Annotated in this window: 2 protein-coding genes; both read left to right on the forward strand. The window is 66.9% G+C overall.

Annotation, left to right across the window (positions count from 1 at the left end; genetic code table 11):
- The first annotated feature begins 63 nt into the window (after positions 1 to 63).
- Positions 64 to 15636, forward strand: coding sequence for an amino acid adenylation domain-containing protein (locus ACFYOW_RS43880; RefSeq protein WP_387297081.1), 15573 nt, complete (start codon positions 64 to 66; stop codon positions 15634 to 15636).
- Positions 15637 to 15826: 190 nt separating this feature from the next.
- Entirely contained in the window at positions 15827 to 26473 is a 10647-nt protein-coding gene (locus tag ACFYOW_RS43885) for an amino acid adenylation domain-containing protein (protein ID WP_387297083.1), read from the forward strand.
- The last annotated feature ends 139 nt before the right edge of the window (positions 26474 to 26612 follow it).

The raw sequence follows: 26612 nt of genomic DNA on the forward strand, positions 1-26612 counted from the left end.
GGGATACCGGTCGGTGGGACAGGATCGGGCGCGGCCGCTCGGTATCGGAGGGGGGTCGTTCGCGTGACCCGGCCAGCCCGAAGCCGTCCGGTCCGGACCCGTCAGTCGCGGGTCACCACGCTGCCACAGTTGATGGGTGCCGCGGTCGAGGCGAATCCGGACGGCATCGCGGTCGTTTTCGCCGATGCCGGCGCGACCCTGGGACAGCTCAGCTACGCCGAACTCGACGATCGGTCCACCCGGTTGGCCCGGTTGCTGATCGAACGCGGCGTCGGTCCGGAAGATCTTGTCGCCGTTGGTATTCCGCGGTCGCTGGAGTCGGTGGTCGCGGTGTGGGCGGTGGCCAAGACCGGTGCCGGATTCGTGCCGGTCGACCCCAATTACCCGGCCGAGCGCGTCGCGCACATGGTGACCGATTCCGGTGCGGTGCTCGGGCTCGCGGTCGCCGAGGTGGCGGCGGAGCTGCCGGATCGGGTCGAGTGGCTGGTGATCGATGCGCCCGAATTCGCACGGCGCCTGGCGGAATACTCGGGCGAGGCCATCACCAATGCGGACCGGGTTCGCGCGGTGCGGGCGGAGCACCCGGCCTATGTCATCTACACCTCCGGCTCCACCGGCAGGCCGAAGGGTGTTGTCGTCACGCAGGCCGGATTGTCCAGCTTCTGCGATGAACAGCGCGAGCGGTATCGCGTCACGAACCAGTCGCGCACACTGCATTTCGCGTCGCCGTCCTTCGACGCGTCGGTGCTCGAGCTGCTGCTCGCACTCGGCGGTGCGGCGACCATGGTGGTGGTCGCGCCGAATATCTACGGCGGCGACGAACTGGCGACGCTGCTGCGCCGGGAACGGGTGACGCACGCATTCATCACCCCGGCCGCGCTCGCCTCGGTCGATCCGGCGGGGCTCGACGATTTCCGGGTCGTCGTCGCCGGTGGCGAGGCTTGTCCGCCGGATCTGGTGCGGCGCTGGGTATTACCGATCGCCGACGGCCGAACACGTGAGTTCTTCAACGGCTATGGGCCGACCGAGACCACGATCATGACCAATATCAGCTCGCCGATGACACCCGGTGCGGTGGTGACCATCGGCGGCCCGATCCGGGCCATTACCGAATACGTGCTCGACGACCGACTGAATCAGGTGCCCAGCGGCGTGGTCGGCGAACTGTACATCTCGGGTTCGCAGGTGGCGCGTGGTTATCACGATCGGCCCGCGCTGACCGCATCGCGTTTCGTGGCGAATCCGTTCGATCCCAGCGGTTCTCGGCTCTACGCCACCGGCGATGTGGTGCGCTGGACATCGGCCGGTGAGATCGAATACCTGGGCCGCAACGACTTCCAGGTCAAGATCCGCGGATTCCGCATCGAACTCGGTGAGATCGATGCGGTGCTCGGCGCGCACGAGAGTGTCGACTTTGTGGTCACCATCGGGCACAAACTCGACACCGGTGCAACGATTCTCGCGTCCTATGTGCACCCGGCGGGCGACGCGGTTGTCGATACCGGCGAGCTGACCGCCTTCGCCGAACGCTCACTACCGGCACATATGGTTCCGACGACCATTACGGTGCTCGATACGATTCCGCTGACCCCGGTCGGCAAGCTGGATCGCCGGGCGTTGCCCGCACCGGTGCTGGAGACCAAGGAGTACCGGGCGCCGAAGACCGAAATCGAACAGATCATCGCCGAGGTGCTCGGCGAGGTGCTGGGTATCGAGCGCATCGGTCTCGACGACGACTTCTTCGCACTCGGCGGCGATAGCATCACCTCGATCCAGGTGGTGTCGCGGGCCAGGGCGCGCGGGGTGATCTTCACGCCGCGCGACGTTTTCGAATCGCGTACGGTCGCCGTACTCGCGCCGCTCGCCACGCAGGGGGCACTGGTCGAGACCGACACGCAGGGTCCGCTTGTCGAGCTGTCCCAGGCCGATAATGACCGGCTGGCAAGGGAATACCCGAAGCTCGCCGAGGTGTGGCCGCTGACCCCGCTGCAGTCGGGCATGCTGTTCCACGCGCAATTGGCCGAGTCCTCGGTCGATGCGTATATGACCCAGTTCATGGTCGATCTCGGCGGCGATGTCGATGCCGAGCGACTACGCGCGGCGGCGGTCGCCGTGGTGGGTCGGCATGTGAATCTGCGGGTGGCATTCACCGAGGATGCCGCGGGTAATCCGGTGCAGGTCGTGCTCGACGAGGTCGAAGTGCCCTGGCGTGCAGTCGATCTCACCGATCGCGCGGACGCCACTGCCGAGTTGCAGCGGATCATGGCCGCCGAGCTGGCCGACCACTTCGATATGCGGACCGCGCCGCTGCTGCGGTTCACGCTGATCCGTTCGACGGATGATGCCTATCACCTGCTGGTGACCAGTCATCACATCCTCATCGACGGCTGGTCGATGCCGCTGCTGACCCAGGACCTGCTGACGCTCTATGTGCTCGGTGGTGATGCGAGCCAGTTGCCGCGGGCCCGCTCCTACCGTGACTATCTGGCCTGGCTCGGTGCGCAGGACCACGGGGCCGCGCGCAAGGCCTGGCGCGAGGTGCTGGACGGCATCACCGAGCCGACACCGTTGGCTTCGGTCGATCCGGCCCGCGAAATCGCCGCGGGCGTAGGCGAAGTCGGTTTCGAACTGACCGAGGCGGACACGAAGGCGCTGAGCCGGTTGGCCGCCGATGCCGGGGTCACCGTCAATACCGTCATCCAGGCGGCCTGGGGTTTGTTGATCGGCCGGAGTGTGGATCGCGACGATGTCGTCTTCGGTGCCACCGTTTCCGGGCGGCCGCCGCAGCTCGACGGCATCGAGACCATGGTCGGGTTGTTCCTCAATGCGATTCCGGTCCGGGTGCGCCTGGATGCGAACGACACCCTCGCCGGATTGCTGCGGCAGTTGCAGTCCGAACAGGCGGCGCTGCTGGACCACCACTACGTCGGCCTGAGCGAAATTCAGGAAATCGTCGGCGTGGAAGGGCTTTTCGACACCCTGGTGGTGTTCGAATCGTTCCCGGTCGACGAGCAGGCGCTTACTGCGGCGGCGGGTGCACTCGATGGCATGAGCATCGAGGGCGCGGTCGCGGTGAACGGCACGCACTATCCGGTCACCGTAGTGATCGTCCCCGGCGCGCGCATGCACTTCACCCTCAAATACCTGCGCGATGTCTTCGACGAGGCGGCGGCGCGAGCGCTGGCTCAACGCTTCTCGACACTGATCGGGCGCTTCCTTACCGATCCGTTCGCAAAGGTCGCTGAGGTCGACGCGCTGACCGATGCCGATCGGGCCGTGCTCGACGCCGTCAATGCCACCGAAGTGGCCGAGCTGCTGGATGATTCGACACTGCTGACGCTGTTCGACGCGCAGGTCGCCCGCACCCCCGACGCACCCGCGGTGATTTACGGCGATACCACGCTGAACTACCGCGAACTCGATGCGCGTTCGCGGGAGCTGGCGGGGGACCTGGTCGGTCGCGGCGTCGGCTCGGAATCGCTGGTGGCGGTGGCGATGCGGCGCAGTATCGAGATGGTCGTCGCGATCTACGGTGTGCTGCGGGCCGGTGGGGCGTATGTGCCGATCGATCCAGACCATCCGGCCGAGCGCAGTGAATATGTGCTGTCCAGTGCGGCGCCGGTGTGTGTGTTGACCACGACCGGGACCGGCTTCGAAACCGAGACCGACACACCGCTGGTCTATGTGGACATTTTCGAGCGACCTGTTCGCTCTGCGGCCGACGCCTCGATCTTCGGTGACCTGCCGACCGTCACGGCGCCGCTTCCCGGCAACACCGCTTACGTCATCTACACCTCCGGCTCGACCGGTCGGCCCAAGGGCGTGGCGATCACGCATCGGCAGATGGCGAACCAATTCCGTTGGGCGCAGCGGACCTATCCGCACGGTCCTGGTGATGTGGTGCTGCACAAGACGCCGATCACCTTCGATATCTCCACGTGGGAGCTGTTCTGGACCTTGCAGACCGGGGCGGCGGTGGTCATCGCCGAACCGGATGGGCACCGCGATCCCGCGTACCTGGCCCGGGTGATCGACGAATACTCGGTCAGCACTGTGCATTTCGTGCCGTCGATGCTCGACGCATTTCTCGACGGCGCGCCGGCGGCGTACCCGTCGTTGCGCCGGGTGTTCGCCGCCGGTGAGGCGCTGTCGGGGGAGACCGCCGTGCGCTTCAACACCTTCGTACCCGATGCGGACCTGTTCAACTGGTATGGCCCGGCTGAGGCGACGGTCGTCACCGCCTATCCCGCCGAAGCCGATGGGCGCGTGGCGATTGCGATCGGTACCCCGGTCGCCAACACTCGGGTGCATGTGCTCGACCGGCAGTTGCGGCCGGTACCGGTCGGTGCGGTCGGCGAGTTGTATGTCGCCGGTGTGCAATTGGCGCGTGGCTATGTGAATGCACCAGCGCTGACGGCCGAACGGTTCGTCGCGCATGTCGAAGGTGCGCGGCTGTATCGCACCGGCGATGTGGTGCGCTGGCTGCCTCGCGATGGCGGACACGCCCTGGAATACCTGGGCCGCAGCGACTTCCAGGTCAAGTTGCGCGGCCAGCGCGTCGAATTCGGTGAGATCGAGACGGTGCTGCTCGGTCTGGATGCCGTACAGCGCGCCGCGGTGGCGCTGGTCAAGGGGAGCGCCGGCGATCGGCTGGTCGCGTATGTGGTGGCCGCGCCCGGCGCGCAGATCGATGACGATGCCCTGCTCGACCAGGCACGCGCGGCGCTGCCGTCATATATGGTCCCGTCCGCGATCGTGCATCTGGACGCTTTGCCGCTCAATGCGAGCGGCAAACTCGACCGCAAGGCCCTGCCCACACCGGAGTTCATCGGACAGCCCTACCGGGAACCGTCGACGCCGCTGGAACGCTCCGTTGCCGAGGTATTCGCCGATGTGCTGGGCATCGAGCGCGTGGGTGCGGACGACGACTTCTTCGACCTCGGCGGTAATTCGCTGGTCGCCACCCGTGTGGTGGCCCGGCTCGGTGCCGCGATCGGCAACCGCGTCCCGGTGCGCGCCGTCTTCGAAGCGCCGACGGTTGCCGCCTTGGCCGCCGCGGTCGCACCCGGCGCGGGTCAGCGTCGCGAGGTGCCGCTGGTGGCCGGTGCACGGCCGGCACAGATTCCGCTGTCGCTGGCACAGCAGCGGATGTGGTTCCTCAACCAGTTCGATACCGAATCGGCGGTGAACAATCTGCCGGTCGCGGTCCGGCTGACGGGTGCGCTCGATATCGCCGCATTGCAGCAGGCGGTCGCCGATCTGGTCGAGCGGCACGAAACCCTGCGCACCGTCTATCCTGCCGACCGCGACGGTATCGCGCATCAGGTGATCGTGCCTGCGGCACAGGCGGTTCCGGATCTGACTCCGCAGCAGGTCACGCCGGATGCGGTGCACGCGAAGATCGTCGAGATCATCGCCCCCGGATTCGATGTCACCGATCAGGTGCCATTGCGAGGCGCACTGTTCCAGGTCGCACCTGAGAACGAGTACGTGCTCGTTTTCGTGGCCCACCACATCAGCGCGGACGGCTGGTCGATGGGACCGATGACCCGCGACCTCATGCTCGCCTACGCATCGCGCGCGGCAGGTACACCGCCTGCCTGGCAGCCGCTGCCGGTGCAATACGCGGATTTCAGTCTTTGGCAACGGGAAGTGCTCGGTTCCGAGGACGATCCGGAAAGCCTGATCACCGCGCAGGCCGAATTCTGGCGCACGACACTGGCCGGACTGCCCGACGAGCTGAACCTGCCCGCCGACCGGCCGCGCCCGACGACGCAGTCGTTCGCCGGTGGCACAGTCGGTTTCACGGTCGACCCGCGGGTGCACCGCAGGCTGCGGGAGATCGGCCGCGAACAGAACGCGACGATCTTCATGGTCGTGCATACCGCGCTCGCGATCTTCCTGGCACGTCTGTCGGGCACCGAGGACATCGCCGTGGGCACGCCGACAGCCGGTCGGGGTGCGGCCGAATTGGACGACGTCATCGGCATGTTCGTCAATACGCTGGTGCTGCGGACCCCGGTACGCGGCGGCGCGACCTTCCCGGAATTGCTTTCGGCGGTGAAGGACGCCGACCTGCAGGCCTTCGCCCATGCCGATATTCCGTTCGAGCGCCTGGTCGATCTGCTGAATCCGGAGCGGTCCACAGCACGGCATCCGCTGTTCCAGGTGGCGCTGTCGTTCCAGAATCTGCCGGATAATTCATTCGAGCTGCCCGAATTGCGGGTCGGCGCCGTCGCTCTCGATATCGATACTGCGAAATTCGATCTGTCGCTGGCGATTACCGAGCTGCCGGGCACATCCGAGGGCATGTACGCGGTGTTTTCATTCGCGCGTGACCTGTTCGACGAGTCCACCGTTCGGGTTTTCGCGGATCGGTTCGTTCGGCTGCTCGAGTCGATCACCACCCGGCCGGAGCTGCCGGTGGGTGATCTGCCGCTGCTGGCCGAAGCCGAGGCGAAACTCCTGACCCGGGTGCATCCGGATCATGTGACGGCCGGTGGGCTGCTGCCCGATCTGCTGGTGCGCGGGCTGCGTCGTGGTGCCGAGCGTACCGCGATCCGCTATCAGGGCCGGTCGATCAGTTATCGCGAACTCGACGAGTACTCGTCGCGGTTGGCCAGGGTGCTGATCGATCGCGGCGTTGGACCGGAAAGCCTGGTGGCGCTGGCTCTGCCGCGCTCGTATCAGATGGTGGCCGCCGTGTTGGCGGTGTCGAAGGCCGGTGGCGCACATGTCCCGGTCGACCCGAATTACCCGGTGGATCGAGTGCGGCACATGCTGACCGATTCGGGTGCGCTCGTCGGCCTGACAGGTTCGCAGTACCTGAGTGAGTTGCCGGACGACGTGCAATGGCTTGCGCTCGACGATGCAGCGACGGACGCGCTGTGCGCCGACCGATCCGCCGCAGCGGTCACCGACGCCGACCGGATCATGCCGTTGCGGCCGCACCATGTGGCCTACGTGATCTACACCTCCGGCTCTACCGGTATGCCCAAGGGCGTCGCCGTGACCCACACCGGTCTCGGCGGCCTGGTCGACCATTCGGTCGGCCTGTACCGGCTGGAGCCGGGGCACCGGCTGCTGCATATCTGTTCGCCGAGCTTCGACGTGTCGGTGCTGGAATGGCTTGTCGCGCTTTCGGTCGGCGCGACTGTGGTGATTGTCCCTGCGGCGATCATCGGCGGTCCGGAACTAGGTGATCTGCTGCGCAGCGAGCGGGTCACGCATTCGATCATCACCCCGGCGGTGCTGAGCTCGGTGGATCCGGTCGGGCTCGAGCAGCTCGAAATGCTCATGGTCTGCGGCGATGCCACGACACCGGAGTTGCTCGGTAAGTGGCAGCCGGGCCGCAGATACTACAACGGCTACGGCCCGACCGAGGCGACCGTGATCGCCTCCTACGCGACGCTGCGGGCGGGTTCGCCGATCACTATCGGCACACCGGTACACGGCATGTCGGCGCTGGTGCTGGATGCTCGGCTACACCCGGTCCCGCCGGGCGTGGCGGGGGAGCTGTATCTGTCCGGCGGCGCGTTGGCGCGTGGGTACCACAACCGTCGGGGGCTTTCCGCGGAGCGTTTCGTGGCCAATCCGTGGGGCGAGCCGGGAGCGCGGATGTACCGCACCGGTGACGTGGTGCGCTGGTTCGCCGAACCCGACCTACGGATGGGCAATGCGGCGCTGCCGTCGATCCCGTGGGCGCTGGAATACGTCGGCCGCTCGGACTTCCAGGTGAAGATTCGCGGCTACCGCATCGAACTCGGTGAGATCGATGCCGTGCTCGGCGGGCACGCCGATGTCGAATTCGCGATCACCATGGGCAGGCGGAGCGACGCGGGTGTCACGATCCTGGTGTCCTATGTGCTGCCGGTGCCCGGTCGGGTCATCGAGCCCAGAGTGCTCGTCGAACACGCCGCGCGGCGTCTACCGCCGCATATGGTGCCGTCCGCGGTCGTCGTGCTCGACGAGATCCCATTGACCCCGGTCGGCAAGTTGGATCGAAAGGCGCTGCCGGAACCGGTCTTCGAGCAGGCTGCCTTCCGTGCGCCGAAGAGCCATACCGAGCAGATCGTGGCAAGCACGTTCGCGGCCGTGCTGCGCATCGGCACCGGTACCGACGACGGCCGCTACCTCGGCCTGGACGACGATTTCTTCGCCCTCGGCGGAAATTCGCTGCTGGCAACGCAATTGGTCGCGCGTCTCGGCGCGGCACTGGACACCCGGGTACCCGTTCGGGTGCTCTTCGAGGCATCCACGGTCGCCGAACTCGCGGTCAAGCTCGAACAGCTCGCCGGTACCGGCGCTCGCAAGGCATTGGTGGCAGGCGATCGGCCGCAACATATTCCGCTGTCGCTGGCACAGCAGCGGATGTGGTTCCTCAACCGATTCGACACCGAGTCCACGGCTTACAACATCCCGATTGCCGTGCGGCTCACCGGCACCCTCGATGTGGCGGCGCTGCGCCAAGCGGTCGCGGATGTAGTGGAGCGGCACGAAATCCTGCGCACCATCTACCCGCAGACCGATGCGGGTGCGGTCCAGCTGATTCTGCCCTCGGATGGTGTCGTGCCGAAACTCGAGGTCCGCGAGGTCGCGTCGGATGAACTCGAATCCGCAGTCGTCGAGCTGACTTCGACGACCTTCGACGTCACCCGCGAGGTGCCGGTCCGGGTCGTGCTGTTCGCTATCGGCGGTGTTGGTGCGGCGGGGTCGGAGGTGGTGGCTGGCGTGGGTGCACAGGGATCCGCGGACGGCGTCATCGAACACGAATATGTGCTCGCCATGGTGGTGCACCATATCTCCGGTGACGGTTCGTCGGTCGCACCGCTGACCCGCGACCTGATGCTCGCGTATGCAGCCCGCTCCGCGAATGCCGCGCCGGGCTGGGCACCACTGCCCGTGCAGTACGCGGACTACAGCATCTGGCAGCGCGAACTGCTCGGCAGCGAGGACGATCCGGAATCACTGGCGGCCGAGCAGGTCGCCTACTGGCGTGACGCACTGGCCGATCTGCCCGAACAGCTGGATCTGCCGTCGGACCGGCCGCGTCCTGCGGTGCAGTCCTTCGCGGGCGGCACGGCCGAGGTGCGCATCGATCCCGAAACCCACCGTGCCCTCATCGAATTGGCGCGTGCCGAGGGCGCGACGCTGTTCATGGTCGTGCACACCGCGCTGGCCGTACTGCTGGCGCGGCTCTCGGGTACCGATGACATTGCCATCGGTACCCCGTTGTCCGGTCGCGGTGAGGCCGCGCTGGACGATCTGATCGGCATGTTCGTCAACACCCTGGTGTTCCGCACCCGGGTGGATGCCGGTGCCACGTTCGCCGAGCTGACCGCGCGCCAGCGGGAGGCCGATATCCGGGCCTTTGCCCATGCGGATATACCGTTCGAGCGGCTGGTCGAGGTGCTCAACCCGGTCCGCTCGACCGCGCGGCATCCGCTGTTCCAGGTCGGACTGTCGTTCCAGAATCTGGGGCAGTCCAGCCTCGAACTGCCCGGCCTCACCGTCACCGGAGTCGGCATCGACACCCAGGTTGCGCAGTTCGATCTGAACCTCATCGTGAGCGACGCCTACGATGCGAACGGCGTGCCCGCCGGTATCGCCGGTCAATTCGTCTATGCCAGGGACCTTTTCGATCAGGCGACTGTCGAGGGGTTCGCCGAGCGCTTCGCACGCCTGCTCGACCGGATCATCGCCGCACCGCGCATCCCGGTCGGCGAACTCGACCTGCTGGCCACCGCCGAGCAGGAGCAAATCCTGCTCGAATGGAACCAGACCGCCAATCCGGTGGCCCCGGAACTATTGCTCGACGGTTATCGCCGAGCGGTCGCGGACCACCCCGACGCGATCGCGGTGGTCTACGAGGGCACCGAGCCGGCTCACCCGTCGCCCGGCCACCACCCCTCATCGAGTCGCTCCGCGACCCTGGCCCACCCGTCGCCCGGCCACCACCGCTCATCGAGTCGCTCCGCGACCCTGACATATCGGGAATTCGATCAGCGGGTCAACCGTTTGGCGCGGTTGCTGATCGAGCGCGGTGTCGGCACGGAATCCCTGGTCGGCCTGGCGATTCGGCGTTCGGTGGAGCTGGTCGTCGGGATGTACGCGATCGTGACGGCCGGTGGCGCGTATGTGCCGTTGGATCCGGATCATCCGGCGGAGCGGATCGCGCACATTCTGGATACCGCCCAGCCCGTGGCGGTGCTGACCACCACCGCGGATGCGGTTGCGGTGCCAGGTGATACGCCGGTACTGCACCTGGATACGTTGGCACTGGACGGATTCGACGCGAATCCGGTGCGCGCCGACGAACTATTGCGTCCGGTGCGTCCGGAGAACCCGGCCTACGTCATCTTCACCTCGGGCTCGACCGGACGTCCCAAGGGCGTGGCGATCTCGCAAGCGGCCATCCACAACCAGACCACGTGGATGCTAGCGGAGTATCCGCTCGGCGTCGGCGATGTGTACCTGCAGAAGACCGCGACCACCTTCGACGTCTCGCTGTGGGGCTATTTCATGCCACTGCGCGCGGGCGCGAAACTGGTGGTCGCCACGCACGACGGCCACCGCGACCCGGCCTATGTCGCGCAAACCATTGCTGCACAGAGCGTCACCGTCACTGACTTCGTTCCGTCGATGCTCACCGTTTTCGCCGCGCACACACCGGCGGGCTCCTGCCCGACGCTGCGGGACATCTTCGTGATCGGCGAGGCGCTGCCGCCGGAAACCGTCGCCGCCGTGCGGGCCATGTCGAATGCCCGCGTGCACAACCTCTACGGTCCGACCGAGGCGGCGGTCTCGGTGACCTACTGGGAGGCGCGCGGCGACGACCGCCCCGGCGTCCCGATCGGCCTGCCACAGTGGAACACCCAGGTATACGTACTGGATTCGCGACTGCATCCGGTGCCTGCCGGCGTGGCCGGTGAGCTGTACCTGGCCGGTGACCAGCTGGCCCGCGGCTATGTGCGCCGACCCGATCTGACCTCGGATCGGTTCGTGGCCAACCCCTTCGGCGATGGCACACGCATGTACCGCACCGGTGACCTCGTCGTCTGGCGCGCGACCGAGTCCGGCGGTGTGCTCGAATACATCGGCCGCACGGACTTCCAGGTCAAATTCCGCGGTCAGCGCATCGAACTCGGCGAGATCGAAACCGCGCTGCTGGCCGAGGCTTCGGTGAGCCAGGCGGTGGCCGTTGTGCTGCCGTCGACGTTGGGCGACCAGTTGGTCGCGTATGCCGTGCCTGCCCCCAGTCACCAGATCGATCAGACCGAACTGCTGACCGTGATCGCGGGAACTCTTCCGGCATATATGGTTCCGGCCACCGTCGTGGCGCTCGATTCACTCCCGCTGAATACCAGCGGCAAGCTGGACCGCAAGGCGCTGCCGGAACCCACCTTCGCCAGCCGCGAATTCCGTGCCCCGGCAACACCGGTCGAGGAAATCGTGGCGGGCGTCTTCGGCGATGTGCTCGGCTTGGATCGAGTCGGCGCCGACGACGATTTCTTCGCACTCGGCGGCAACTCGCTGATCGCCACCCAGGTGGTGGCCCGGCTCGGTGCGGCCATCGGCGGCCGGGTGCCGGTGCGCACCCTGTTCGAGGCGTCGACGGTCGGCGGGCTCGCGGTCAAGATCGAGCAGCATGCCGGATCCGGTGGTCGCCGCGCGCTGACCGCCGGTCCGCGCCCGGAACGGATTCCGCTGTCGATGGCACAGCAGCGGATGTGGTTCCTCAACCAGCTCGATCCGTCCTCGGCGGTCAACAATATTCCGGCCGCAGTCCGCCTGACCGGTGCGCTGGATCTGGTTGCGCTGGAGCTGGCCGTCGTGGATCTGATCGAGCGGCACGAGGTACTGCGCACTGTTTATCCACAGACCGATGACGGTCCTGTGCAATTGATCGTGCCCGCCGAGCAGGCGGTGCCGGATCTGACGCCGGTGCGGGTGAGCGCGGCCGATCTGCCCATGCAGGTCGTCGCCACGGCCTCGGCGGGTTTCGATGTGACGGTCGAGGTTCCGGTGCGGGCCAAGCTCTTCCAGGTCGAGTCGGACGAGCATGTGCTTGTGCTGGTGGCGCATCACATCAGCGCGGACGGCTGGTCGATGGGCCCGCTGACCCGGGATCTGATGATCGCCTACGCATCTCGCTCGGCCGGTTCGCCACCGGATTGGTCGCCACTTCCGGTGCAGTACGCCGATTTCAGCATCTGGCAGCGTGCGGTGCTGGGTTCGGAAGCCGATCCGGACAGCGTCGTTACGGCCCAGGCGAACTACTGGCGCAACGCGCTAGCCGGTATTCCGGACGAGCTGAATCTGCCTACGGATAGGCCGCGTCCGACGACGCAGTCGTTCCGCGGTGGCCGGGTGGCCTTCGCGGTCGGCACCGAATTGCACCGTGGCCTGCAGGAACTCGCGCGGGCCGAGAATGCGACCATGTTCATGGTCGTGCACACCGCGCTCGCGGTCTTGCTGGCGCGGCTGTCCGGCACCGATGACATCGTCATCGGGACCCCGGTCGCCGGTCGCGGCGAGGCCGAACTCGATGATGTGATCGGCATGTTCGTCAATACCCTCGTGCTGCGCAGCGCGGTGTCGGGTGAACTGAGTTTCGATGCGCTGCTGGCACATACGAAGGATGCGGATCTGCGGGCCTTCGCACACGCCGACATTCCGTTCGAGCGGCTGGTCGACCTGTTGAACCCGGTGCGCTCGACCGCGCGGCATCCGCTGTTCCAGGTCATGCTGTCGTTCCAGAATCTGCCGGACACCTCGTTCGAACTGCCCGGATTGCGCATCGGCGCGGTCGACCTGGAGATCGATGCCGCGAAATTCGATCTGTCGCTGACCATTCAGGAGGCGGCTCGGAGTGCCGGTATGGTCGCCGAATTGTCCTTCGCCAGGGATCTTTTCGATGACGCCACCGTCCAAGGGTTCGCGGATCGGTTCGTCGGGCTGCTCGAACAGATCATTGCCCGGCCGAACGCACCGGTCGGCGATATCGATCTGCTCAGCGATACCGAACGGGCCGCGGTGCTGTGGCGGTGGAACGACACCAACCGTGAGCTCGCCGCGGTGGGGACGCTTGTGGATGAATTCGCCAGGCAGGCCGCGGTGACGCCGGATGCGGTCGCGATCATCGATCCGGCGACCGGCACTTCGTCTACCTACTCCGAATTCGGTGTGCGTGTGCACCGGCTGGCGCGGCGGTTGATCGAGGCTGATGTCGGACCAGAAAAGCTTGTCGCCCTTGCCCTGCGGCGTTCGGTCGATTTCGTGGTCGCCGCATACGCCGTGCAGGAGGCCGGTGGCGGTTACGTGCCGCTCGACCTCGAGCAGCCCGCGGAGCGGATCGGGTATGTACTCGAGTCGGCCGCACCGGTGTGCGTTCTGACCAGTTCGCGCGACGACTTCGAGACTGAACTGCCTACGATCACGATCGATGAGCTGGACCTGTCCGGCTATTCGGAGCAGCCGGTCACCGACACCGAGCGGATTGCGCCGCTGCGGCCGAGCAACCCCGCGTACGTCATCTTCACCTCCGGTTCGACCGGTCGCCCGAAGGGTGTGGCGGTGCCGCATTCCGCAGTGGTGAACCAGATCCGTTGGATCACCGGCGAATACGGCATCGGTGCCGACGACATCGTGCTGTTCAAGACCCCCGCCACCTTCGACGTGTCCGTGTGGGAGCTTTTCGGCCCGTTGTCCACCGGCGGCCGAATCGTCGTGGCCGCCCCGGACGGCCATCGTGACCCGCAGTACCTCGCGGAGGTCATTGCGGCCGAGCGGGTCACCATGACCTCGTTCGTGCCCTCGATGCTGACCGTCTTCGCGGGCGCGGTCGACGGCTCCACACTGGCATCCCTGCGCACCCTGTTGATCGCTGGTGAGGCTTTCACTGCCGACGCGGTGCAGGCCATCCGCAAGGTCAGCTCAGCCGAGCTCTGCAACCTGTACGGACCGACCGAATTCGCCGTCCACGCGACGCACAGTCCGGTGGCCGCCGATATCGAGGGCGCGGTGCCGATCGGCCTGCCGGTCTGGAATGCCCAAGCGTACGTACTGGATTCCCGGCTGCATCCGGTGCCGTCAGGCATCGCGGGCGAGTTGTACCTGGCCGGTGCGCAATTGGCCCGCGGCTACGCCGGTCGCACCGACCTGACATCGGATCGCTTCGTCGCCAACCCGTTCGGCGGCCCCGGTTCCCGGATGTACCGCACCGGCGACCTGGTCACCCGCAAGGCCGACGGTTCGATCGTCTACCTCGGCCGCACCGACTTCCAGGTCAAACTGCGCGGTCTGCGCATCGAACTCGGCGAGGTCGAAACCGCGCTCACCGCACACGATTCGGTGGCCCAGGCGGTGGCATTGGTGCGTTCAGATCAGCTCGTCGCCTATGTCGTAGCCACCACCGCGGTCGATGCCGAGGCACTGCGGACCCATGTCGCCGAACATCTGCCGTCCTATATGGTTCCGGCCGCCATCATGGTCCTCGACGCCATGCCGTTGAACCCCAACGGCAAGCTCGATCGCCGCGCCCTGCCCGATCCTGTCTTCGCGGCACGGGAGTTCCGCGCACCGACGACCCCGCTGGAATCGACAGTCGCCGCTGTCTTTGCCGAGGTCATCGGCATCGACCGGGTCGGCATCGATGACGACTTCTTCGGCCTCGGCGGTAATTCGCTGCTGGCCGCCCAGGTCGTCAGCCGACTGCGCAAGGTGACCGGCGCGCAGATCAAGGTCGCCTGGTTCTTCACCGAGCCGACGGTGCTCGGCATTTCGAAGCAGATCAGCGCGGTGCTCGAGCACGGGCGCGATTTCGACTCCGGCTCCGCGGCCGCACTCGGCGTGATCCTCCCGATCCGCGCCGCGGGCACCAGGGCGCCGCTGTTCTGCGTGCACCCGCTGGCCGGACTGTCGTGGTCCTATGCCGGACTGGCCGGGGTCCTCCCGGCCGACCAACCGATCTACGGCATCCAGACACCCGCGCTCACCGAAGACGACTATGACCCGGGCTCGATGGTCGAGATCGTGCGTCGCTATGTCGCCGAGATGCGGGCGGTGCAGCCCGAGGGGCCGTATCGGATCCTCGGTTGGTCGCTCGGCGGCAAGCTGGCCCACGCGGTGGCGACCGAACTGCAGGCCGACGGCGCGCAGGTCGAACTGCTCGCGATTCTGGACGCCTACCCGGGCGGCGATTTCACCGATTTCCGGAACCAGATCCGCGAGGCCTTCACCGAATTGGGACTGGGCGCGGCGGCTCTGCCCGCGGCGGAAAATCTGCAGGAAATCGGTGATGAGGCCGTGGCGGCGCTGCACACCATGGCCATCGGCCAGGGCGTGGACGTGCTCACCCCCGAACGTATACGGCTGATCTACCGCACGGCCATGCGCACAGTCGAGCTGGAGTCGCAGTACCGGCCGGGGGTATTCGAGGGGACGCTCGAGTTCTTCCGCGCCACGGTCGATGCCGAGGCTCGAGCAGATCGCGCCCCCACCGACTGGCAGCCTTTCGTCTCCGATGAGATCATCGATCGCCCGATCGGGTCGACGCACGAGTTGATGACCTCTGCCGAAGCGTTGGCCGAGATCGGTCCCCGGCTCGCTGAGCTGCTCGAAACCCCTGAGCGGTAGCAACCGGCCGGGGAACGCAGGTGGATCGTCGACGGGAACAAGCTGCCAATGCGGTTACGATCGGCGTCTGACCATGCGATGCTTCTGAGCAAGCACTGGGAGGGGAGCACTTTTTAGGGATTACAGGGTAGGTGAGCTCCTTCATGTTTCGGGTGGTTGGACAACGTCGGCATGAGGAAGCGGTGACCAGGTGACGCGCCAGGCTCGGGTGCGGCCGGCTCGGACACGGACACAGCGGACGCGCGTCATCACCCTGCCGCAGCTGATGGCGGCCGCCGTCGAGGCGAATCCCGGCGGCCTCGCCGTCGTATTCGCCGATGCCGCCGCCACCTCCGGCGGGTTGACCTATGCCGAGTTGGATGAGCGTTCGACCCGGCTGGCCCGGCTGCTCATCGATCGTGGTGTCGGACCGGAGGATCTGGTCGCGGTGGCCGTGCCGCGATCGGTGGATTCGGTGCTCGCGGTGTGGGCGGTGGCCAAGACCGGCGCCGGATTCGTGCCGGTGGACCCGCATTATCCGGCGGATCGGGTCACACACATGCTGACCGACTCCGGTGTGAGCTTCGGCCTGACCGTCGCCGCGGTCCGCCGCGGCCTGCCCGATCACGCCGAATGGCTGATCCTCGACGACCCGATCACCGCGCAACAGCTGCAGCGGTATCCGGTGGACCGGGTGACCAATCAAGATCGGGTGCGACCACTGCACGGCGCACATCCGGCCTACGTCATCTACACCTCGGGCTCGACCGGCGTCCCCAAGGGCGTGGTGGTCACCCATCAGGGATTATCCGGCTTCTGCGATGAACAGCGGACCCGATACCGGGTTATCAGCACCGCCCGGACACTGCATTTCGCCTCGCCGTCCTTCGACGCATCGGTGCTGGAACTGTTGTTGGCATTGGGCGGCGCGGCAACCATGGTGGTCGTATCGCCGACCGTCTACGGTGGCGCGGAACTGGCCGCGGTGCTGCGGCGTGAGCGGGTGACCCACGCCTTCGTGACACCCGCGGCCCTGGCCTCGGTGGAGCCCGCCGGACTCGACGAACTGCGGGTCGTGGTGACCGGTGGTGAGGCCTGCCCGCCGCAGTTGGTGCGGCGCTGGGTATTACCGATCGCGGGCGGGCTGCTGCGCGAATTCTTCGATGCCTACGGTCCGACCGAGGCCACCATCGCCACCAATATCACCGCGCCGATGGTGCCGTGGGAGCCGGTGACCCTGGGCTCGCCGATCCACGGCATCGCCGCCTATGTGCTCAATGATCGGCTGGTGCCGGTGCCGAACCGGGTGGTCGGCGAACTGTATGTGGCCGGTGCGCAACTCGCGCGCGGTTACCTGGGCCAACCGACGCTCACCGCGGCCCGATTCGTGGCCAACCCGTTCGAACCGGGTACCCGGCTCTACCGCACCGGCGATCTGGTGCGCTGGACCGCGACCGGTGAACTGGAGTACCTCGGCCGCAACGACTCCCAGGTCAAGATCCGCGGCTTCCGCATCGAACTCACCGAAATCGACGCGGTACTCGGCTCATACGACCATGTGGATTTCGCGGTAACCGTCGGGCACGAACTCGACAGCGGTACCACCGTATTGGCCTCCTATGTGCACCCCATCGACGGGCTGACCGTCGATATGGCGGAGCTGAAGGCACTGGTAGAGCGGAAATTGCCGGCGCATATGGTGCCCGCGTGCATCACGGTGCTCGACAAGGTGCCGCTGACGCCGATGGGCAAACTGGACCGCAAGGCGCTGCCCGCACCGGTATTCGAGGCCAAGGTGTTCCGCGCACCTTCGACACCGGTCGAGGAGATCGTCGCGGGCACCTTCGGTGATGTGCTCGGTGTCGCGCGCGTCGGCCTGGACGACGACTTCTTCGAGCTAGGCGGCAATTCGCTGCTGGCCACCCAGGTGACCGCACGGCTGGATGCCGCGCTGGATACGCAGTTGGCGGTCCGCGATCTGTTCCACGCGTCTACGGTCGCCGCCTTCACCGCCGTGGTCGAACGCACCGCCGGATCCGGCCGGAGTCGGCCGCGGCTGGTCGCGGGGGAGCGGCCCGAACTGATTCCGCTGTCGCTGGCGCAGCAGCGGTACTGGTTCCTCAACCAGTTCGATACCGAAACTTCGGCTGTGGACAATATTCCGCTCGCCGTGCGGCTCACGGGTGAGCTGGATGCGGCGGCGCTCGGGCTGGCCATCGGCGATGTGCTGTCCCGGCACGAGGTGCTGCGAACCACCTATCCGAGCATCGGCGGGCGGCCGCATCAGGTCATCCATCCGGTGCCGGACACACGGTTCGCCATGGTGCCGGTCGATGTGGCCGAGGACGAACTGGTACGTCGGCTCATCGACTTCGCGGTGCTGACCTTCGATGTGGCCGTCGAGGTTCCGGTCGCGGTCGAGCTGTTCCGCCTGGCGCCGCGCGAGCATGTGATAGCGCTGACCGTGCACCATGTCGCGGCCGACGGCGCATCGATGGGACCGCTCGCCCGCGATCTCATGGTCGCCTACGCCGCGCGGGTGCAGGGGCAGGCGCCGCTGTGGCAGCCGCTGCCGGTGCAGTACGCCGACTACGCGCTGTGGGAGCGCGAGGCACTCGGCGACGAGGACGATCCGGAATCGCCGGCCGCACAGCAGATCGCCTACTGGCGACGGACGTTGGCGCAGTTGCCGGACCAGCTGGAACTACCGACCGATCGTCCGCGCCCGCCGGTGCAGTCGTTCCAGGGCAAGTCGGTGCGGTTCGAGATCTCGGCGGATCGGCACGCGGAACTACATGCGCTGGCGCGGGCCAATCACGCCTCGCTGTTCATGGTCGTGCATGCGGCGCTCGCAGTACTGCTGGCCCGGTTGTCGGGCACCGACGACATCGCGGTCGGTACGCCCATCGCGGGTCGTGGCGAGCGCGAACTCGATGATCTGATCGGCATGTTCGTCAACACTTTGGTGTTCCGGACGCGGGTGCGTCCCGGTGACAGCTTCGCGGCCCTGCTCGCTGACGTGCGCGAGCGCGATCTCGAGGCCTTCGCCAATGCCGATGTGCCCTTCGAGCGAATCGTCGAGGCGCTGAATCCGGTTCGCTCGATCGCCCGCAATCCGCTGTTCCAGGTGGGTCTTTCCTTCCAGAACCTGGCCGAGACCACCTTGGAGCTACCCGGACTCTCTGTCGCCACGGTCGATTTCGATCTGCAGCTGGCCAAGACGGATCTGCACATCTCGCTGGCCGACCGCTACACCGACGACGGCGCGCCCGCCGGGATCGTGGCGAACTTCGGCTATGCCACCGACCTGTTCGACGAGTCGACGGTGCAAGGTTTCGCCGACCGGTTCGTCCGGGTGCTCGACGCCGTGCTCAACGATGTGTCGGTGCGGGTCGGCGAGATCGAACTGCTCGCCGTTGACGAGAGTTCGCGGATTCTGGCGGGTTGGAACGACACCGCGCATCCGATCGATGCGACCGCGACGCTGGTGTCGCTCCTGGATGCGACGGTGGCCGCCACGCCGGATGCGGTGGCGGTGGTATCCGATCAGCCGGGGCGCAAGCTCAGCTATGCAGAGCTCGACGCCCGGGTGAACCGGTTGGCGCGGTACCTGATCGAGCGCGGTGTGCGCCCGGAGGACCGGGTGGCATTGGGCATCCGCCGGTCCATCGATCTGATCGTCGCCATGTACGCGGTGGCGAAATCCGGTGCGGCGTATGTGCCCATCGATCCGGATCAACCCGTCGAACGCGTCGAGTACATCCTGCAAACCGCACAACCGGTCTGCCTGCTGAGCTCCGTGCACGACGGCTTCCACACCGACGCCGTCGATTCCGTGACGATCGATGAGCTCGACCTGTCGCGCTACTCGGACGCTCCGCTCGCGGCGCACGAACGCCGTGGCGCACTGCTGCCAGGCAATACCGCGTACGTGATCTACACGTCGGGTTCGACCGGGCAGCCGAAGGGCGTCGCGGTTCCGCACGGCGCGATCGTCAACCAGTTGCTATGGGAGACGGCCGAATTCGGGCTCGGAGCCGATGATGTGCTGCTGCTCAAGACGGTCGCCACCTTCGACCTGTCGGTATGGGAGTTCTGGACGGCGGCGATATGCGGTGGCACGGTGGTCGTTGCGGCGCCGGATGGTCATCGGGATCCGGCCTATCTGAACGAATTGATGGCGCGCGAGTCGGTGACGACCCTGCATGTGGTGCCGTCGATGCTGGACGCGCTGTCGACGGGTCAGCTGTCCCGATCGCTGCGCCGGGTGCTGGCCATCGGTGAGACGCTACCGGCCGCCACCGCGCAGCGATTCCGCCAGGGCAACGGCGCGGACCTGTTCAACCTGTACGGCCCCACCGAAGCCGCGGTCTCGATCACCAACCATCGGGTGACCGACGCCGACTCCGTTTCGGTGCCGATCGGTGGGCCGGAGTGGAACAGCCATGTCTACGTACTGGATTCGCGCTTGCGGCCGGTGCCGGTCGGCGTATCCGGCGAGTTGTACCTGGCCGGTGCACAATTGGCGCGTGGCTACTTCGGGCGGACCGACCTCACCGCGGAACGGTTCGTGGCCAACCCATTCGAATCCGGTGCCCGCATGTACCGCACCGGCGACCTGGTGTCCTGGAACGAGCACGGTGAGCTGGAATACCACGGCCGCACCGACTTCCAGGTGAAGATCCGCGGCTTCCGGATCGAACTCGGCGAGATCGAGACGGCACTGCTCGCCCGGCCCGAGATCGCGCAGGCCGCGGTGCTCGTCAAATCCGATGCGCGGATCGGTGATTGGCTGGTGGCCTATGTCGTGCCGGCTGACGACGCTACGCCGATCGTGGTCGCCGAACTGAAGGCCGCGCTGGCCGCGGTGCTGCCGTCGTACATGATGCCCAATGCGTTCGTCACACTGATGGCCTTGCCGCGCAATGCGAATGGCAAGCTCGATCGCGCCGCGCTGCCCGATCCGGAGTTCGAGACCCAGGTCTTCCGCGCGCCTGCGACACCGGTCGAGGAGATCGTGGCCGGAGTCTTCGGCGATGTGCTCGGCGTGGAGCGCGTCGGACGCGATGACGACTTCTTTGCCATGGGCGGCAATTCGCTGCTTGCCACACAGGTGGCGGCCCGGGTCGGCGACGCGCTGGATACCAAGGTGCTGGTGCGCTCGATCTTCGAGACGCCGACCGTGGCCGGCCTCGCCACCAAGGTCGAAACCCATGCCGGTTCCGGTCGGCGGCAGCCGCTGCTGGCCGGGCTGCGGCCGGAGCAGATCCCGCTGTCGCTGGCGCAGTTGCGGATGTGGTTCATCAACCAGTTCGATCCCAGCTCGGCGGCCTACCACATCCCGGTGGCGATCCGGCTCTCCGGCGAACTCGATATCGCCGCACTGGGTTCGGCGGTCGAGGACATGGTGGCGCGGCACGAGGTGCTGCGCACCGTCTACCCGCAGACCGCGGACGGTCCGGTGCAGGAGGTGCTCGCACCCAGCGAAGTGCCGATCGATCTGGTCCCGATTCCGATCGCGGAATCGGATGCGGTGCAGCAGGTGCAGCAGATCGTCGCGGCTGGCTTCGACGTCACCGTCGAGGTGCCCTTCCGCGCCACCCTGTTCCGGCTCGATACCGCCGCTAGCGACTACTCGCAGGTCGCTCGAAACAACGCCGATCACATCCTGGTGTTCGTCGCCCATCACATCGGCGCCGACGGATGGTCGATGTCGCCGCTGGTCCGCGACGTCATGCTGGCCTACTCGGCCCGCAGCGCGGGTGAGCTGCCCTCGTGGTCACCGCTGCCGGTGCAGTATGCGGATTTCAGTGTCTGGCAACGCAATGTGCTCGGCTCCGAGGACGATCCGGAGAGCCTGATCTCGGCACAGGCCGCATATTGGCGGACAGCGCTGGCCGATCTGCCCGACGAACTGAACCTGCCCGCGGACCGGCCGCGCCCGGCGCTGCGGACCTTCGCGGGCGGTCGCACCGAATTCGAGATCGACCCGCTGGTGCACGCCGGACTGGTGCGCCTGGCCCGCCGGCACAACGCCACCATGTTCATGGTGGTGCACGCCGCGCTGTCGGTATTCCTCGCGCGCATGTCCGGCACCGACGATATCGCCATCGGCACCCCGGTCGCCGGTCGCGGCGCGGCCGAACTCGACGACATGATCGGCATGTTCGTCAATACGCTGGTGCTGCGCCTACCGGTGCCCGACGACCGCACCTTCGGTGATTTGCTCGCCCATGCCAAAGACACCGACCTGCAAGCCTTTTCGCAAGCCGACCTTCCGTTCGAGCGACTGGTCGAACTGCTGAACCCGCCGCGTTCCACGGCTCGGCACCCGCTGTTCCAGGTGTCGATGTCGTATCTGAACCTGCCGACCAGCACCTTCGAACTCCCCGGACTACGCGCGGAGACCTTCGATTTCGCCGTCGACACCGCGAAATTCGATCTCTCGCTGACCATGTGGGCGCCGGGTACCGCCGAGGAGAGCCTGCGCGGTGAGTTCAACTTCGCGCGAGACCTGTTCGACGACAAGACGATCGAGATGTTCGCCGCCCGGTTCACCCGGCTGCTCACCGAGATCGTCGCGCGGCCCGATGCCCCGATCGGTGACCTGCGGCTGCTCGGCGCCGCCGAAGAGCAGGCGCTGACACCGGTGCGGCGCGGCGAGACACCCGCCGTCCGGCTGCTGCCGGACCTGCTGACCAGCGCGGTCAGCGTCGATCCCGAACATGTCGCGGTGCGCACCGCCGGTCGCTCGATCTCCTACCGCGAACTGGACGAATACTCGTCGCGGCTGGCCCGGGTGCTGATCGATCGGGGTGTCGGCCCGGAGAGCCTTGTCGCCCTTGCCTTCCCGCGTTCGCTGGAGATGGTCGCGGCCTTCTGGGCCATCGCCAAGGCCGGTGGCGCGCACGTGCCGATCGACCCGACCTATCCGACGGACCGGATCCGGCACATGGTGACCGATTCCGGTGCCGTCCTCGGCATCACCACCTCCACCTACACCGAGCGGCTGCCCGAGGAGTCGACCGAAACCAGCTGGCTACAGCTCGACGATCCCGCGATCCACGCGGCCGTGGCCGGTAAGTCGCCATCGCCGATCACCGATGCCGAGCGGCTGCGCACGCTGCTGCCGCAGCATCCGGCGTACGTGATCTACACGTCCGGGTCGACGGGCACACCCAAGGGCGTCACCGTCACCCAGGTCGGCCTCGGCGGTGCCGTGGAGAACGCCACCGCAGTGTTCCAGCTCGGTCCGCAGCATCGGTTCCTACATCTGTGCTCGCCGAGCTTCGATCCGTCGATTCTGGAGTGGCTGTGCACCTTCCACAACGGCGCGACGCTGGTCATCGTGCCGTCCACCATCCTCGGCGGCCCGGATCTGACCGCGCTGCTGCGCACCGAGCGGGTCACGCACGCGATCTTCACCCCCGCTGTGCTCGGCACCGTCGATCCGGCCGGTCTGGACGAATTCCGATTCCTGTGCTGCGGTGGCGATTCCAGTTCGCCCGAGTTGGTCGCCAAATGGCAACCGGGACGGCATTTCATCAACGGCTACGGTCCGACCGAGGCCACGGTGGCCGCGTCCTGGAGCGAGATGATCGCCGGACAGCGCATTACGATCGGCGGCCCGGTGCCGGGAACGCCGATGGTGGTGCTGGATTCGCGGCTGCGCCCGGTGCCGCCGGGTGCGGTCGGCGAGCTCTATCTCGGTGGCAACGCGCTGGCACGCGGCTATCATGACCGCCCGACGCTGACCGCGGAACGTTTCGTCGCCGACCCGTGGGGCCCGCCCGGTGCCCGGATGTATCGCACCGGTGATCTGGTGCGGTGGGTCGGCGAACCGGGGGAGTGGGAGCTCGAATACGTCGGTCGCACGGACTTCCAGCTCAAGATCCGCGGTCTGCGCATCGAACTCGGTGAGATCGATGCGGTGTTGCGGGGGCACGACGATGTCGAGTTCGCCGTCACGATCGGTCGGGAAAACCCGACGGGGGAAAAGATTCTCGTCGCCTACGTGCTTCCGGTGGTGGGGCGGACCATCGATACCGGTGCGCTCACCGAATACGCCGCGCGCAGTCTGCCTCGGCACATGGTGCCCTCGGCGGTGGTGGTCCTCGACCATGTGCCGCTGACCCCGGTCGGCAAGCTCGACCGCGCGGCGCTGCCCGCACCCGAACTCGCCCCGCGTCCCTATTTCGCGCCCGCGACCCCGCAGGAACAGGCCGTCGCCGACGTATACGCCGAGGTACTCGGCCTCGACCTGGTCGGCTCCGATGACGATTTCTTCGCACTCGGCGGCAGTTCGCTGGCCGCCATGCGCGCGGTGAACAAGCTGCGCGAGCTGACCGGAATCGCGGTCCAGGTGCAGTGGTTCTTCACCGATCCGACCGTCGCGGCGCTCACCCAGCGCATCATGGCCGCCGACGAAACCGAGGTCTACGAATACGGATTGAACGCCGAGGCCGCACTCGACGTGCTGCTGCCGATTCGCCACGGCACCGGCGAAGCGCTGTTCTGCATCCATCCGATGGCCGGATTGTCCTGGTGCTATACCGGTCTCGCGCAGTATCTGCCCGCCGAGCGCCCGATCTTCGGTGTGCAGTCGCCCGCACTGTCCGAATCCGACTTCCGGCCGGATTCGCTGGATGCCATGGCTCGGCGCTATGTCGAGGAGATCCGCGCGGTGCAGCCAGAGGGGCCGTACCGGCTGCTCGGGTGGTCGCTCGGTGGTGCGCTGGCCCATGCGGTCGCCGTCGAATTACAGTCCGCGGGTGCGGAAGTCGCACTGCTCGCCATGCTGGACAGCCGCACCGGCGGCAATATCGCCGACTTCTGGGCGGAACTGCGCTCGGCCTTCGCCGAACTCGGCATCGGCCCGGACATGCTGGGTGACAGCAATATCCGCAACCTCACCGAAGAGGCGCTCGCGGTGCTGTACGCCAACATTCCGCCCGAACTGGCACTGCTGACCCCGGAACGCCTGCGCCAGAGCTACCGTGGCGCGGTGCGCTCGGTCGAGCTCGGAATCAACCATCAGCACAAGGTTTTCCACGGCACACTCGACTTCTTCAGCGCCACCGGCCACACCGCCGAATCCCGGGCCTGGCGGCCGTATGTCGACGGCACGATCAACGAGCATCCGGTCGAGGCGACCCATGAGCTGATGACGTCACCGGCGGCCCTCGCCGAAATCGGACCCGTCCTGGCCGCCTTGCTCACCGAGCCCGAGCCCCCGGTCGAGAATGCCGCGGAGCCAACCGAAGCCGAGGCACCGGTCGAATACGCCGCCGCACCGGAGGGATACGAGTACGCGGCACCGCTCGCCGATCCGGCCGGGTTCGACCACGACTATCCGACATCGGTCCTGGTCCCGGTACAAATCGATGTCCCGGCACCGATCGAGGAGCTGCCCCCGACGGTCGAGGCACCGGTCCTGGACCTCGACGACGACGAACCCGAGATTGCCGACGAACCCGAGATCGCGGTCCAGCCCGAGCGTGTCCCGTTCGCGGTCATCCACGACGACGATCCGATCGAGTACGCCGTCCCGCACCGTCGCGACGAACCCGACGACGCGCCCATCCCGCTGTCGCTGACTCCGAATGCCGTGCGGCTCTTGGACTCCGGTGTCGAACTGCGCGTCGTCACCCTCGAGATCCCGCCCAACTACTCACCGGAAGCGGTGCAATTCGCCGTCGATACGGTGCTCGAACAGCACCCGATGCTGTGGGTCCGGCTGCATCGTGACCGTGCGGGCGCCGATCCGGTCTTCGAGATCCCGGCCGAGGCGCAGCGTCTCGACGAGGCGTTCCTCAGCCTGGAATACGGCATCGAGCAGACGCCGCCGCCGGTCGACGATGTGGTGCGTGCGGTCGCTACGGAACTCGATCCGGTCAATGGCCGCAATATCCGTTTCGTACTGGTCGGCGGCCGCGAGGTGCCATCGACCATGGTCATCGTCGCCAACGGTCTCGTCGTGGACGACACCTCCTGGCGCACCATCATCGACAAGCTGTCGCTGGCCTGGTCGCGTGGCAGGCACCGCTCGCCCGCCGTTCCCGAGGCCGGACTGTCCGCCCTGCTCCGGGTGCTGTCCGAGGGGGCGAGCGGCCCGGCAGCAATCGAGGAAGTGGCGTGGTGGCACCACACCTTGAGCGCGGTCCCCGCCGCCAAGGCCGGTGCCACGAACAAGAACCTGCGAGCGCGGCGCCGGGTCTCGCTGACGATCACTACCGAGGGCACCGCCGCCGTCGTCGCCGCGGCCGCCGCGCATGGTGCAGGCATCGACGAAGTCCTGCTCACCGCACTGGCGATCGCACAGATCACCTCCGCGGGCGAAACCGTCACCGAGGCGATGGGCCCGGTGGTCCGGCTGCACGCCGACAGCCGGTCGATGGCCGAGACCGATGCCCTCGTCGGCGCCTTCACCACCGATTACCCGCTCCCGCTGCAACTGGATGGTGTGAACATCCAGGAGGCGCTGGTCGGTGGTCGGGCGGCGGGTATCGCGATCGAGCAGGTCAAACGGCTCATCGGAGCCGTGCCGTCCTTTGGCGTCGGTTACGGCCTGCTGCGCTATCTCAATCCCGATACCGCCGCCGCCCTGAGCGCACTCCCCGCCGGCCGGTGTGCGTTGCGCTACAGAGATCTGCGCCCGGCGCGCGTGCACACCGACGCACCGGCCGCTGATCTGCTGCTCGATATCACCGCCGACGCGACTGCCGAAGGCCTGCTCGTGCGCTTCGACTACGCGGCCGAGGTATTCGGTGGTGACGAGGTCAAGACTTTCGCCGAACACTGGATACGGGCCCTCGGTGGACTGGCCGAATACGGTCAGCGATATCCGGGGCGACCATGATCACATTCCGGCCGCTGAGGCATGATGGAGCAACATTGCGGTAACGATGTCCACTATCGTCACGACTAAATAGGCCGTATGGTCGGCCGCGGTGCATGCCCGCGGCCAGGGGAAGCCCTCCCGTAATCACGATACGAAG

Source organism: Nocardia sp. NPDC006982, from assembly GCF_042869435.1.
Classification (GTDB): domain Bacteria; phylum Actinomycetota; class Actinomycetes; order Mycobacteriales; family Mycobacteriaceae; genus Nocardia.